Origin of the sequence: Cognatundibacterium squillarum (assembly GCF_014652435.1) — a bacterium.
In the GTDB taxonomy this organism is placed as follows: domain Bacteria; phylum Pseudomonadota; class Gammaproteobacteria; order Burkholderiales; family Burkholderiaceae_D; genus Undibacterium; species Undibacterium squillarum.
Genome location: NZ_BMYU01000004.1, coordinates 173,189 through 187,806 on the forward strand (window position 1 = coordinate 173,189; position 14,618 = coordinate 187,806).

The following is a 14,618-nucleotide window of genomic DNA, read 5'->3' on the forward strand; positions in this document are numbered from 1 at the left end:
ATTATTCTCCATCATCCTGACCACCACACTGGCCGGGCTGATCAGCATCACCGCCGCCGCCATTTTTTCGTATGCTGTTTTGTCCCGCATGGTCGATCGTCTGGTCAGCCTGTCGGTCGGCATTATGCTGTCCACATCGCTGCTGCACGCCTTACCGGAAGCATTTGAATCCGGGGCGGACCCGCGCAAACTGTTTATTTGTCTGCTTGGCGGCTTGCTGGCTTTTTTCCTGCTGGAAAAAGCGGCGATTCTGCGTCACTCGCATCACCATGAAGGCGATGGCCATCATCATGAACATGGTCACGATGCGCACGAAGCCGGTAAGTCGGGCTGGATGATCTTAGTCGGCAACGGCATGCACAACCTGACCGACGGCATTCTGATCGCCGCCGCGTTTCTGGCCAATCCGCATCTGGGGATCGTCACTGCCTTTGCGATCATCGCACATGAAATCCCGCAGGAAATCGGTGACTTCATCGTGCTGCTAAACGCCGGTTTCAGCAAAACCCGCGCTTATCTGTACAACCTGATCAGCAGCCTGATGGGCGTGGTCGGCGGCGTAACCGGTTATCTGATGCTGGAAAAAGCCGGTTCGCTGATTCCGTACGTGATGGTGCTGGCGTCGTCCGGCTTCATCTATATCGCCGTCAGCGACCTGATGCCGCAAATGCAGCGCCGCACCACCCTGCGTGAATCCATCCCGCAAGTCATCCTGATCGCCGCCGGTATCGGACTGGTGTTACTGGTCACCCACTGATTTTTCCGGTCTGCTTTCCCCCTGCTTCCCCGCACTGAACAGCGCCGCCTGACCCGCAGCGCTGTGCAGAACTCCGCACTGATCATTTCCGGACAACCAGACTTTCTGCCGACAACCGCCGGATGGCTGTGCTGAAAGCTGCATTTGTGTTATTTTCAGCCTTTAATCATTTAGTAAGTCGAATCATTTGCTACGCCATCATTAATCGCAATTCCTGTTTCACATCCATCTAAATTGCACCCGTAAAACTTATTCCACCCCTTACCCCAATCAGTTGAAATCCGCAATTCATCTTCATTGCCATCAAGAAAAATACTTTTAAATCGCATCTTGATCTTTTCAACCACAACAAGCTTTGGTGGCACGACTCTTAGCACAAGTTGAACGTCGCCAAGGGCGCTTCTAACGGTAATACTACAGCCTTTGACTTCAACATCCCACGACTCAGAAATAACTGAAAATTGATTTTCATTAATACGTAATATCTCACGCCCAGATTCATCATTAAAAACGCCAGATAGGAGAAAAGGCATGCCGTGCTGAATGGGTCGCGCTATAGACAGAATTGGCTCATTATTAATCGCTATTAAGTTACGGCAATTTTTAAAAGTAACGCCTGCGAACACTATTGATAATTCTTCATAACCTATATCAAAAATCTCGCTTGCAAAACCATCTGATAAGCATTTCGGCGATGCATTTGCTCTCACAACTGTTTCAACGGAAAGTGTTCCACGTGCCCTTTTCTGATTGCATTGCATGCAAAGTAAAGTCATTCCTGATGGATTGTGCTCAGTCGCATCTTTGAAATCCGGAGAAAAATGCTCGATGTCATAAAATGCCTTTCCACATATGACACATCCAAATCCACACCGCTGCCTTACTTCTCTAGCAATGTCAGCCGGAACATATCTTGGCAATCCAAATCGATTTACCTTACCTTTTTTCAAAGTTAGTCCTTTAAAAAATGTGGGGAAACTAAAAACGTAGAATACAACATTGAAATTATGTAGATTTCAAAAAAATTAATTCTCATATAACCAGACTTTCTGCCGACGACCGCCGGATGGCTGTGCTGAAGTCCGCATTTGGGGCAAAAACGGGGGGTTCGGGCATTAAAAGACGACGGAAAGACAACTGAAACGCTGTGGCTTGGCTGATAAACAAACAGCCGGTACGCAGACCGGCTGTTGTTGCGGGCAATGCAGATACGGTTCAGATCGCGACCGGGCGGGACGGGTCGGCGCACCATTCGCTCCATGAGCCGGGATACAGCGCCGCGCCGGGCAGGCCGGCATGTTCCAGCGCCAGCAGGTTGTGGCAGGCGGTGACGCCGGAGCCGCATTGCATCACGGCGGAAGTAATGGCTGGCAGAATCGCCTGCCATTCGGCACGTAATTGCTCGGCAGGTTTAAAGCTGCCATCGGCTTGCAGATTGTCTTTGAAGAAGCGGTTAATCGCGCCCGGAATATGGCCGCCGACCGGATCGATGGTTTCGTTCTGACCACGGAAGCGGTCCGGCGCGCGCGCATCTACTACCTGCAGCGCACCTGTCGTCAGATTGGCAACCAGAAAACCGACATCAACCTGCGCCGTCAGCGCAGGTTTCAGATTCAGCGTACCTGCAGCAGCGACCGGCACATCGGTGGTCAGCGGCAAACCTGCGTTTTGCCACGCAGCCAGTCCGCCGTCCAGTACCGCAACGGCAGCGTGTCCCACCCAGCGCAGCATCCACCACAAACGCGCCGCAAACATGCCGCCGTGCGCATCATACGCAATCACTTGGGTCTGATCGGAAATGCCGAGCGCGCGCATGGTCTGAATAAATTGTTCTTTGGATGGCAGCGGATGACGGCCGCGAAATACAGGCCCGTCTTTCGGTGCGGATAACTGGGTGTCGATATCCACAAACAATGCACCCGGCAAATGGCCCTGCGCATAAGCATCAGCCCCTGCACGCGGATTCAGTAATTCGTGGCGGCAATCCAGCAAAACAAACGGCGTAGCGCTGCTGCGCAGCGTCTGTAATTGCGTAACGGAAATCAGGGTGGAAAACATGCGGGCTCCTTCAGGTTAACAGGGCTGGAATGTGGCAATGAAATCCGTTTCAGCGGACTGTTATCAGCTTAACACAGAGTATTTACGGATCAGTGCGTCAGCGCCGTGCCGCCTGTTGCTGGCGGTAATTGTAAAAGCTGGCCAGCGAACCACTGCCCAGTATCACCAGTATGCCTATCCAGCTGAGGCCGCTGAGCGGATCGTTCCAGATCAGTAAATCCCAGATACTGGAAAACACGATGCCCAGATATTGCAGATTCGCAACCAGCAAAGTATTGCCGAGACGGTAAGCACGGGTCATCGCCATTTGCGCCGCCACGGCTGTCACGCCGATTGCCAGCAGCAATACCGATCCGCGTAAGTCATGGCTGTGCCAGCTGATCTGATCCGGATGACCGGGCAACAGCCATGTTCCTGCCATACCAGCCACTGCACAGGTCAGACAAAAATAGAACACGACGCGGTATTCCGGTTCGCCGCGCAAACCCATATCCCGCACCTGCATATACGCGAGTGCAGCCAGCACACCGGAAATCAGCGCCAGCACACCGCCAACCCACTGGCTGGCGTGAATGCTGGGCTGCAGCAGCAGAATCACACCGGCAAAGCCCATCAGGATCGCCAGCACCAGTCGCCAGTCCGGCAGATTACGGCCTTTGCGCAAAGACGCGGTGAATAACATCGCCGCAATCCACAGTGGCGACATTGCATTCAGTGTGACGGCCATTGCCAGCGGTAACTGGCCAATCGCAAAAAACCATAGCCACAATGCCGCTACACCAACCAGGCCGCGCCAGAAATGCGATGCGCCCATCGTGGTGCGCAGCGTGCCGCCGTGCAGACGCAGCAGACTGCCGAGTATCAGCATGCCGATCAGGCCGCGATAACAGACAATTTCAGAGGTGGAATATTGCGCAGACGCCAGCTTGACGCACACACTCATCACAGAAAATAACAGGCTGGCGACCAGCATCCACAGCGACTGCATAACTTGCTTTCTTCCAATAACAAAGGGAGGCCTGGCCTCCCTTTATTGTGTAACGGTTGTATTTCAGAACTGCATTTTGCGGCGATACCATTCATGGAAGTGCTGCATACCGTCTTCCATAGGCGACTGATAAGGCCCGACTTCATTTTCACCGCGATCAAACAAGGCTTTGCGGCCCAGATCCATGCGGATACCGATTTCATCGTCTTCGATACAGGTTTCCATATACGCAGCGCGTTCTGCTTCGATGAATTCGCGCTCGAACAGCACGATTTCTTCCGGATAGTAGAACTCCACCACGTTACGGGTTTTACCGGTAGCCGTTGGCCACAGCGTGGAGACCACCAGCACATGCGGATACCATTCCACCATGATGTTCGGATACAGCGTCAGCCAGATCGCACCGTATTTCGGCGCTTCACCGTTGCGGAACTTCATCAGCTGTTCCTGCCAGCGCTGATACACCGGCGAACCGGAGCGGCGCAAACCGGCGTTCACACCGACAGTCTGCACGCTGTAATCTTCACCGAATTCCCAGCGCAGATCAGAACAGGTCACGAAGTTACCCAGACCCGGATGGAAAGGTTCAACGTGATAATCTTCCAGATAGACTTCAATGAAAGTCTTCCAGTTGTAATCACATTCGTGCACTTCCACGTGATCCAGCATATAGCCGGAAAAATCGAGGTCTTTGGTCACACTCAGTGTGGCCATGCGTTCCATCACGTTGTAACCGTTTTGCTCGAACAGCAAGCCATTCCAGTTTTGTAACGGTGTACGTTTCAGATTCATGCAAGGCGTGTCTGAAAAGTGCGGCGCACCGATCAGTTCACCTTTTAAATCATAGGTCCAGCGATGCAGCGGACAAACGATATTGTCTGCATTACCACGGCCTTTGAACATCAGCGCCTGCCGGTGACGGCAAACGTTGGACATCAGTTCTATGCCCTGTGGGCTGCGAACCAACATACGGCCTTCGTTTTCAGCTTGCAGTGTCGCAAAGTCACCCACGTTCGGCACCATGAGTTCATGGCCGACGTAGCGCGGACCTGCCTGAAAGAGTTCTTTGATTTCGCGCTGTAACAGCGATTCATCAAAATAAACGTTGACCGGAAGTTGCGCGTCAGAACGCGCGAGTTTAGACAAAGAAGCCAGATCGGACATCCCCACCCCCAAATTAATTTTCACCAACCTAAGAGAGAAAGAATCCAAAAAAACTTTATCGCCCGGATCTGGCCCGGACGAAGTTCAGACGATCAAACGACTTGAAGAGGAATTTTGGACAGAGCGCGGGATTATACCCGAAATCATCCTGCGGGGTATCCGGACTGAGAAAAATCTGTGAATAATCAAATTCTTACAGAAAATCAGGGGTAAAAAAGACAACAAATGATATGAATCATTCGCCCCTTCGAACGGCAGTCACCGCATCAGGCTGTGGCTTCCTGTATTTCCGGTTCCGGACTGTCGGCAACGGCTTCCGGTAAGCGCTGCACGACTTCCTGTAAAGCGCGGTCCATGATTTTTTCGACTTCCAGCAAACGCGCCTGCCCCGAACGGAAAGCCTGCTGCACTTCCTGTGTGGATAAGGAGAAAGTCTGATCTTTCTGTACCGTGGTAAAAATATACAGGCTGCGCATCGGACTGACCCAGGCCAGCCGCACACGCACCGGTTCCGGCAAGCCATCGCGCTGCAGGGCCAGCCAGATACCACGCTCCAGTTGTTCGACCAGTTGTACATACGGGTCTTGCGAGCTTTCCTGTTGCGCAACCTGTTCTTCCTGCGATTTGCGTTCGGCTTCGGCGCGTTTTTCCAGACGGCGTTCCGCTGCACGCTGCGCAGCTTCCACGGCCAGTTCCAGCTGACGGTCCGGCGACAATTCCAGCGGCGCACGCACAATCGATGCATGGCATTCCGCCAGTTCGGCGAAGAAACGGATGCGGTCGGCATCGTCCCATTTAATCAGACTCAGCCATTTATTCAGTCGTGCCAGAATCGCGGGCAGACGCCGCAATAATTCCTGCCGCTCCGGCATGGTGATCTTCGGTTTCACACTCCAGATCAGATCATCCATGGTGCGGATCGCATCTTCCACCGCTTGCGGTTTTTCATCCTGCACGCTGTATGCCAGTGTCAGCACTTTGACCCAGCGGTTTTCCAGAAAGGTTTCCACAAACGCGACGATTTCACCGCTGCCGACGCGCAGCTCCACTTCGTGATTTGCCGTCACAGTGGCCTGACGGATTTTTTCTTTGCGCAGCGCACTGCGTATCGGTGCCTGCAAAGCTTGTTCAGCCGCTTTTTCCTGAGAAGCCACTTCGGCTTCCAGATCACGCAGCGCTTCATCGAACAGCGCGATTTCCTGATCGAATTCGCGGGTGACACGCTCCACATGCTTTTGCATGCTTTGCAGCAACGGGTCCTGCCCCGCTTTGCTTTCATCCACGCCCGGACTGAAGCGCGATAAGGCATCGATCAGACGACGCGCCGGATGTTCATTATTGAAGAAAAACTGCTGATCCAGCATCGCAGCCTTCAGCACCGGAATCTGCAGCAGCGAAATCAGCTGTTTAACTGCAACCGGAATTTCATCATTGCGGAATACTTCGTCGAAAACTTGTGACAATACTTCCAGCGTTTGCGGTGCCACGCCCTGATGGAAGGCTTCCGGCATCTGTTCGCGCATGCGCGCCAGACTGACAGGACCTTGCTCCTGCGTCAGCCATTGCATCAGCGCCTGACTATTTTGCAAGGCTGACAATTGCTGCAATCCTGCGGCGCTGGCAGCGCTGCTGATTCCGGCACCGGCTGCGCCTGCAATGCCAGCAACACCAGCGGCAGATCCGGACTGACCGGTCATCCCAAAAGGCGCATTGCCCTGAACGCCTTGCGCCCCTTGCGCACCCTGTCCGCCGGCAACAGCGGCAGTTGCCGCGTTTTCTGCATTGCCGGACAAAAACTGGCGCAAACGTTCGCCGTCATCAGCGACTTTTTTATCGGCACTGCGATTGCGGCGCACACGGTAAGAGTCCTGCAAATCCGGCAAAATGCCTTTGCTGACCAGATGCTGATTCAGTTCATGCAACACCGGCGTCAGTTCAAACAGAATATCGGCGTTCAGTAATGGCAGTACCAGCGCGTGCGTACCCTGCTCCGGGTCAAACTGGCACCAGGCATCCCACAGTGCATGCAGAATCACTTCCGGACGATACGGATTTTGCGCAATGCTCAGTGCTTCCTTTTGCAACAGACTGCCGAAACGCATATTCAGTGCAGCATACTGCTCAGCGGCCTGCAGTTCGACTGCACGAGCGGCACGGCTGAATGCAAGCTTTTTATCCATTTCTTCATAGCTGACCAGACTCAGCTCATCGTCAGCCTGCAGACTGACTGTGCCAGCCGGCGCTTTGCCGGATAAGACCGTGGTTTCACGGCGAAAAGCTTTTTCCAGCTCAGCCGATACCAGATAGTAATAAGCGTAAGTGTTTTTCTTCAGCAACTGACCAGCGCCGAAACTCAGACTGGCCTCGCGTGAATCATGGGCGGATTCAGAATGGGCGAGCAAGGCATTCGATAAACGGCCGGAAAATGCATCGACCTGCGCCAGCATCAGATGTGTTGCCACAGAAACCAGCGAATGCAACAAAGCCTCCGGATTTTCCCGGCTGCCGGCATTGGCGCTTTGTGCAAAATTGTCTGATTTCAGCATGACTACGGCCTGTAAACTTACTCCGGTATGCAGATAACCGGGATTGAACGCGGGTTGGAAAACATCGTGGCGCTGTCAGCGTCACTATAGCTACGATATTTCCACATGGAAATGAATTAAACGCAATTCCAAGGATTTTCTGATAGAAATCCGAGTTTAATCTGCACATTCCGGCCACATCCGTTTCGCATAAGAAATTTTTGTTTCTATTTGTAAGCAAATTTCAGGGATTAAAACGGGGTTTTTTACGTATCCCTCCGGTATTGTTCTAAAATACTGGGTTGGACTCTGTATAAGAGATTTGCAATATGATCAGAATCGTTTTTTTTATCCTAAGTCACTGACTCAGAGCCGGATACAAAAAAGCTTTGCTGATCCCGCTCTGACAGGTGAAGTATGCCCAGAAAACAGACAGAATCCCCGGTCGCAGCTACGCAGGATTTACCAGCCAGCTTTGAATCTGCGATGGCGGAACTGCAGCAACTGGTAGAACAAATGGAGTCTGGCAGCCTTGCGCTGGAAGCCTCCGTGGCCGCCTATCAGCGCGGCGCTGTGCTGATACGCTATTGCAGCGGCCAGCTTGAACAAACAGAACAACAAGTCAGGGTACTGGAAAACGGCCTGTTGCGCCCGCTGACCATCTCCCCCAGAGAGGATCTTGAATGAATCAGGAATTTCAGGTCTGGATGAAACACATCCAGCAGACCTGTGAACAGGCTTTATCGGCATATTTGCCGCCGGTGAGCCAGACGCCGTCACATTTGCATGAAGCCATGCGCTACACCGCACTGGATGGCGGCAAGCGCGTGCGGCCGCTGCTGGTATTTGCTGCCGGCGCACTGTTCAATGCACCGCAATCCCTGCTGGAACGCGCTGCCAGTGCTGTGGAAATGATCCATGTGTACTCTCTGGTACATGATGATATGCCTTGCATGGACGATGACGATATGCGTCGCGGCAAGCCAACCGTGCATGTGAAATACGATGAAGCGACCGCCTTACTGGTCGGTGACGCATTGCAAAGTCAGGCCTTCCTGACGCTGGCACAGGCAGATGCAGCGCCAGCCACGGTGGTAGGCATGATACGCACACTGGCTGAAGCCTCCGGTTCTGCCGGTATGTGCGGCGGACAGGCGATTGATCTGGCCAGCGTTGGTCAGCAACTGAACCGTGCCCAGCTGGAACAAATGCACAGCCTGAAAACCGGTGCGCTGCTGCGTGCTTCAGTCATGCTCGGTGCACAGGCTGGCAAGGAACTCAGCGCAGCAGATATTTCTGCACTGAATACTTACTCGGCTGCCACCGGACTCGCTTTCCAGGTGGTTGATGATATTCTCGACGCCACGGCAGATTCCGCCACACTGGGGAAAACTGCGGGCAAAGATGCCGCTGACAACAAGCCGACTTATGTCAGCCTGCTGGGGCTGGATGCATCACGCCAGCTGGCGGCAGAACTCTGCCAGCAAGCACACACTGCACTGCAGGCATACGGCGACCAGGCACGCCACCTGCACGATATTGCAGATCTGATTATTCAAAGACAAGCCTGATTTAGTGACGCTATGACGAGCTTATTACAACAAATTCAATCGCCGGCAGATCTGCGTAAGCTGCCGCGTCCGCAACTGAAAGCAGTGGCAGATGAACTGCGCCACTTCCTGCTGGATTCCGTTTCCAAAACCGGTGGCCATTTGTCATCGAATCTGGGCACGGTGGAGCTGACGATTGCGCTGCACTATGTATTCAACACGCCGGAGGACCGTCTGGTATGGGACGTTGGTCATCAGACTTACCCGCATAAAATCCTGACCGGCCGCCGCGACCGCATGCCGTCGCTGCGCCAGTATCAGGGTTTATCCGGTTTCCCTAAGCGTGATGAAAGCGAATACGACACCTTCGGTACCGCACACTCGTCAACCTCGATTTCTGCTGCGCTGGGGATGGCGCTGGCGGCCAAAACCAAAGGCGAACAGCGTCACGCGGTGGCGATTATCGGTGATGGTTCGATGACTGCCGGTATGGCATTCGAAGCGCTGAATAACGGCGGTGTGTATGACGATATCAATCTGCTGGTGATTCTGAACGACAACGATATGTCGATCTCTCCACCGGTGGGCGCGCTGAACCGATATCTGGCACGTCTGCTGTCCGGTAAGTTCTATGCGGCGGCAAAAAATGTCGGCAAATCCGTGCTGCCATCCGGCATGCTGGAACTGGCAAAACGTCTGGAAGAACACGCGAAAGGCATGATCGTTCCGGCCACCATGTTTGAAGAATTCGGCTTCAACTACATCGGCCCGATTGACGGCCATGATCTGGATTCGCTGATTCCGACACTGCAAAACATCCGCAGCCTGAAAGGCCCGCAATTCCTGCACGTGGTGACCAAAAAAGGTCAGGGTTACAAACTGGCGGAAGCTGATCCTGTGCTGTACCACGGCCCGGGCAAATTCAATCCGGCAGAAGGCATTAAACCTGCTGCCAGCAGCAAAAAAACTTACACCCAGATCTTCGGCCAGTGGCTGTGCGATATGGGCAAGGCCGATCCTAAGCTGGTCGGTATCACACCGGCGATGCGCGAAGGTTCCGGTCTGGTTGAATTCGAAAAACAATTCCCTGAGCGTTACTACGACGTCGGCATTGCAGAACAGCATGCGGTGACCTTTGCTGCCGGCATGGCCTGCGAAGGTTTCAAACCGGTGGTGGCGATTTACTCAACCTTCCTGCAGCGTGCCTATGATCAGCTGATTCACGACGTCGCCCTGCAAAATCTGGATGTGACCTTTGCGCTGGACCGCGCCGGTCTGGTCGGTGCCGACGGTGCCACCCATGCCGGTAACTACGATATCGCTTACCTGCGCTGTATCCCTAACATGGTGGTGATGGCACCGGCGGATGAAAACGAATGCCGCCAGATGCTGACCACGGCTTACCTGTATCCGGGTCCGGCAGCCGTCCGTTATCCGCGCGGTGCGGGCACCGGCGCAGCCACCACGGAAGCGCTGGAAGCACTGGAAATCGGTAAAGGCAGCATCGTTCGTAACGGCAGCAAAGTCGCGATTCTGGCCTTCGGCTCCATGGTGCATCCTGCGCTGCTGGCAGCAGAAAATCTGGATCTGACCGTTGCCAACATGCGCTTCATCAAGCCGCTGGATAAAGAACTGGTGATCCGCCTGGCACAAAGCCACGATGCGCTGGTCTGCGTGGAAGAAGGCTGCGTGATGGGCGGCGCGGGTTCTGCCGTCATGGAAGCACTGGCCGAAGCCGGCATCGCCAAACCGGTGCAATTGCTGGGCTTGCCGGATCAGTTCATTGACCACGGCGATCCTGCGATCCTGCTGGCAAATTGCGGTCTGGATGCCAAAGGGATTGCCGCTTCGGTACAGCAACGCTTCGGCGATTTGCTGACACCGGCAGTTGCCGCGACCGGCACCTGAGCCGGTCATACGGATCATCAGACTCCGGATCACCGGTTGCCGATGATCCGTTCAGTACAATAAAAAAGCAGCGTTTCCGGTGATGGGAAACGCTGCTTTTTTTTATGCCTGCGATAGTCTGTTTTGATCCGGCTTTGTGTCTGCGGTTCAGTTGGCCAGAAATCGCCTCAAAATGCCTCAAATGCGGTGCTCAGCACAGCGATCCGGCGGTCGTCGGCAGAAAGTCCGGGCCTCCGCAAAATGCAAATGACGATCACTGCACAATCAGAGTACAGTTCAGGCGAAATGCCATTCGCGCTGGCTTTGCGATGCAAACGCCGGTGGCGCCTGACGGATATCATCGAAGCTGACAATTTCATAGGCTTCCGGATCTGCCAGCAATGCACGCAGCAATTGATTATTCAGGCCGTGGCCGGATTTATGCGCTTTGTAGCTGGCGATCAGCGGATGGCCGATCAGGAATAAATCGCCGATTGCATCCAGAATTTTGTGGCGAACAAATTCATCGTTGAAGCGCAATCCGTCGGCGTTCAGGATTTTGTATTCATCCATCACAATCGCGTTTTCCATGGAGCCGCCGCGTGCCAGCCCGATACCGCGCAGCATTTCCACATCCTGCATAAAGCCGAACGTACGCGCGCGCGCGACATCGTTGACAAAGGATACGTGGTCAAAATCAACTTCTGCGGTCTGCACAGTGCCATCGACCGCCGGATGATTGAATTCGATAAAGAAATGCAGCTTGTAACCGTCATGCGGTTCCAGACGCGCCCATTTCTCCTGTGCGCCCTGCCCTTCACGGATTTCCACCGGTTTCAGCACACGGATAAATTTCTTCGCGGCATCCAGCTCCTGTAATCCGGCTTGTTGCAACAGATACACAAAGGAAGATGCGGAACCATCCATAATCGGAATTTCTTCCGCGCTGACATCAATATACAAATTATCAATACCCATGCCCGCAACTGCCGACAGCAGATGCTCTACCGTGGAGACACGCTGGCCGTCTTTGGTCAGGGTCGATGCCATACGGGTATCACCCACAGCATTGGCATTGGCAGGAAAAACCAGCGGCGGATTCAGATCAGTACGGGTAAATACGATGCCGGTATCGGCTGGCGCAGGACGCAAGACCAGTTCGACTTTGGTACCGGAGTGCAGGCCGACGCCGGTGGCGCGGACAGATTGGAGGATAGTGGTTTGTTTCAGCATCCCGTCATTATAGCGATTATCCGGCACGGCTTCCGGCACAACGCGGACGAGAGGCAAAGAGGACGCGCTGCGTCCTCTTTCGGCAACATCAGCCCAGCTGTTTCAGCATGGTTGCTGCGTCAGAAACTTCAAATTTGCCGCCGGCTTCCACATTCAGCTGTGTCACCACGCCGTCTTTTACCAGCATGGAATAACGCTGGGAACGTGTGCCCATGCCGTATTTGCTGAAGTCTGCATCCAGACCCAATGCTTTGGAGAAGGCCGCATTACCGTCCGCCATCATGCGTACGATACCGGTTGCTTTCTGATCGCGACCCCATGCACCCATGACGAATGCATCATTGACCGAAATACACCAGATTTCATCCACGCCTTTGGCTTTCAGTGCCGCTGCGTGTTCGATGTAACCCGGCACGTGTTGTGCAGAGCAGGTTGGCGTGTAAGCGCCCGGCAAGCCGAAAATCGCAATGGTTTTACCTTTTACCAGATCCGCCACCTCAAAGGTGTTCGGGCCCAAGCTGCAGCCATTGCCTTCTACTTCGATAAACTCTGCCAGTTGACCTGCAGGCAGTTTGTCTCCGGTCTGAATTGTCATGGGATTTCTCCTTTCTTCAAAAAAAACGTGGCCTGAGATTAACATACTCCGGATTTTTTTTCCGGCGGTCCCCAAACAGTGCCAGACTTGATGACGGGTCAATTACAATACCTGTTTGCGATAAATATATTTACATACACGAGCAAGGGGATTCAGAATGCGTTTGCGACACTGGCCGGCGAATCCGGCAATCGCGTTATTGACCGCTTCAGCATTGTTAAGCGGCTGCGGCGGAAACGGGGAAAAAGACCAGATCCGTGATGCGGTCTGTAACCGCGTCAATGATTTATTTGCATCCCAAATGGGTTGCAATGCCACACCGGCGAAACCTGTGGTCAGCATTGATGTTTTCGGCGCACGCGGACAAACACTGATCGCCCGCGTCAGCACCGGCACCTGCACAGAAACACCGAAAATCGCGTGGAGCAATTCGTCCGGACAAAGTCTCGGTACCGATCTGACGCTGGAAGACAGCACACCAGACAGCAAACTGACCATATCCGCCACCTGTGGCACCGGCAGCGCAACGCAAACACTGGCAGCGAACAGCGTCAGCACCGCGGGTGCTGCGTTTGCCGTTTTGCAAAACGGTAAAGTTTATTTGTGGGGCAGCCCGGAATGGGGTGGTGCCTACACACCGGTGGAAAGCATCAGCAATATCAGCAAAATCATCGCGACTGAGCGCGGCTTCGCTGCTTTGCTGGCCGATAACAATGTGATGTCGTGGGGCCCGGATGCGATTACGATCGAAAAACCGGCCGACGCCACCAGCGGCGAATCACCAAAAGCCACCGGCGCGCTGCAAAATCTGAAAGATATCCAGTCCGGCTATAACGCTTTCTTCGCGACGCGTCAGGATGGCAGCTTTGTTGCATGGGGTAATTTGTACTCCGTTTCTCAGGATGACTATTTCCCGCTGAACCATGCCCAGCTTGGCCTGACAGCAGAACAAATTACCGCGTTATCGAATTTCCGTTCCGTGGCCTTTACCGAAAGCGCCTACGCGCTGATCGCGGCCGATGGCACGGTACAGAGTTTCGGTGAAGCGGATTCCGGCGGTAACAGCTACAAGATCGGCAGCCAGAAACTGCGCCGCGTCGCAGGCAACCGTTATGACTTCGTTGCGCAGACGGAAGACGGCAACATGGTAGGCTGGGGTTCCGGTTACAGCTCACCGCTGTACACCAGCAGCGGCACACAACTGAGTAATGTCAGCAGCTTTGTACTGAATGGCTACAGCGGTGCTGCCATCGACAGCAACGCCAAAGCACAGGCATTCGGCTCCTCCGCCTATATCGAAAGTGCGGATTCATCTGCGGTCGCTGCGCAACTGAGTGACGTGAAATCCATCGTCGCTTCTGAATACAGCTTCGCCGCGCTGAAAAAAGACGGCACCGTTGTGCACTGGGGCGACAGCCCGCGCATGCAGGCCAGCTTCGATGCGGTCAAAAGCAAACTGACACAAGTTATCCGTTTGTTTGCGAATGATCAGGCTTTTGTCGCACTGAAATCTGACGGCACCGTCGTCAGCTGGGGCGATGCAGAAAAAGGCGGCGACAGTTCTGCCGTCAGCGCCGATCTGAAAAATGTACTGACCATCACCGGTAATCAGTATGCGTTTGCCGCACTCCGCTCCGATGGCAGCGTGGTCAGCTGGGGTATGCAAAGCAAAGGCGGCAACAGCAGCAGCGTGAAAGCGCGCCTTGCGAATGTACGTGCCATCTACGGAACCGCATTCGGCGGATTTCTTGCCGTCACCAAATCCGGTGATTACGTGACCTGGGGCGATGCGTGGGCAGGTGGCGACAGCAGCCGTGTTTCCGGCAAGCTGACCGCGATTCCTTACTACGCCCAATAAACA

Annotated in this window: 12 protein-coding genes; 5 read left to right on the forward strand and 7 right to left on the reverse strand. The window is 54.0% G+C overall.

The genetic code is table 11. The features are described from left to right. Positions 1–13 precede the first annotated feature (13 nt). Complete coding sequence (locus IE092_RS09870; RefSeq protein WP_229793135.1) at positions 14–757, forward strand: ZIP family metal transporter; 744 nt, start codon at positions 14–16, stop codon at positions 755–757. A 170-nt stretch (positions 758–927) separates the two neighbouring features. Here IE092_RS09870 and IE092_RS09875 read toward each other — a convergent pair whose 3' ends face one another. From IE092_RS09875 to IE092_RS09895, 5 genes are all read right to left on the reverse strand, one after another. After that, the gene (locus tag IE092_RS09875; protein WP_189357006.1) at positions 928–1,707 is read right to left on the reverse strand and encodes a hypothetical protein; all 780 of its coding nucleotides are present in this window, start codon (positions 1,705–1,707) and stop codon (positions 928–930) included. Positions 1,708–1,972: 265 nt separating this feature from the next. After that, positions 1,973–2,815, reverse strand: a complete 843-nt coding sequence (locus IE092_RS09880) for a sulfurtransferase (protein WP_189357007.1) — start codon at positions 2,813–2,815, stop codon at positions 1,973–1,975. A gap of 97 nt (positions 2,816–2,912) precedes the next feature. Continuing rightward, positions 2,913–3,803 (reverse strand): DMT family transporter, encoded by an 891-nt coding sequence (locus tag IE092_RS09885; protein ID WP_189357008.1) that lies wholly within the window; start codon positions 3,801–3,803, stop codon positions 2,913–2,915. A 63-nt stretch (positions 3,804–3,866) separates the two neighbouring features. Continuing rightward, positions 3,867–4,967, reverse strand: a complete 1,101-nt coding sequence (locus tag IE092_RS09890; protein WP_189357009.1) for an aromatic ring-hydroxylating oxygenase subunit alpha — start codon at positions 4,965–4,967, stop codon at positions 3,867–3,869. A 266-nt stretch (positions 4,968–5,233) separates the two neighbouring features. Then, entirely contained in the window at positions 5,234–7,513 is a 2,280-nt protein-coding gene (locus tag IE092_RS09895; RefSeq protein ID WP_189357010.1) for a DUF1631 family protein, read from the reverse strand. 396 nt (positions 7,514–7,909) lie between these two features. On the opposite strand from IE092_RS09895, the gene IE092_RS09900 reads away from it, so the two are divergent. From IE092_RS09900 to dxs, 3 genes are read left to right on the forward strand one after another with little or no spacing between them, the layout of a single operon-like run. Beyond that, on the forward strand, positions 7,910–8,179 hold the full coding sequence (locus IE092_RS09900; protein WP_189357011.1) for an exodeoxyribonuclease VII small subunit: 270 nt from the start codon (positions 7,910–7,912) through the stop codon (positions 8,177–8,179). Further along, positions 8,176–9,063 (forward strand): polyprenyl synthetase family protein, encoded by an 888-nt coding sequence (locus IE092_RS09905; protein WP_189357012.1) that lies wholly within the window; start codon positions 8,176–8,178, stop codon positions 9,061–9,063. The genes IE092_RS09900 and IE092_RS09905 overlap by 4 nt, the downstream gene beginning before the upstream one ends. A 12-nt stretch (positions 9,064–9,075) precedes the next feature. Next, positions 9,076–10,950: a 1-deoxy-D-xylulose-5-phosphate synthase gene (dxs, locus tag IE092_RS09910; RefSeq protein WP_189357013.1), complete on the forward strand. Its 1,875-nt coding sequence runs from the start codon at positions 9,076–9,078 to the stop codon at positions 10,948–10,950. A gap of 276 nt (positions 10,951–11,226) precedes the next feature. On the opposite strand, the gene lpxC is transcribed toward dxs, so the two are convergent. Further along, positions 11,227–12,162, reverse strand: a complete 936-nt coding sequence (lpxC, locus tag IE092_RS09915; protein ID WP_189357222.1) for a UDP-3-O-acyl-N-acetylglucosamine deacetylase — start codon at positions 12,160–12,162, stop codon at positions 11,227–11,229. A gap of 88 nt (positions 12,163–12,250) precedes the next feature. Next, positions 12,251–12,757, reverse strand: a complete 507-nt coding sequence (locus tag IE092_RS09920; RefSeq protein ID WP_189357014.1) for a peroxiredoxin — start codon at positions 12,755–12,757, stop codon at positions 12,251–12,253. A gap of 157 nt (positions 12,758–12,914) precedes the next feature. Here IE092_RS09920 and IE092_RS09925 point away from each other — a divergent pair, with 157 nt between their 5' ends. Next, positions 12,915–14,615, forward strand: coding sequence for an RCC1 domain-containing protein (locus tag IE092_RS09925; protein ID WP_189357015.1), 1,701 nt, complete (start codon positions 12,915–12,917; stop codon positions 14,613–14,615). Positions 14,616–14,618 lie beyond the last annotated feature (3 nt).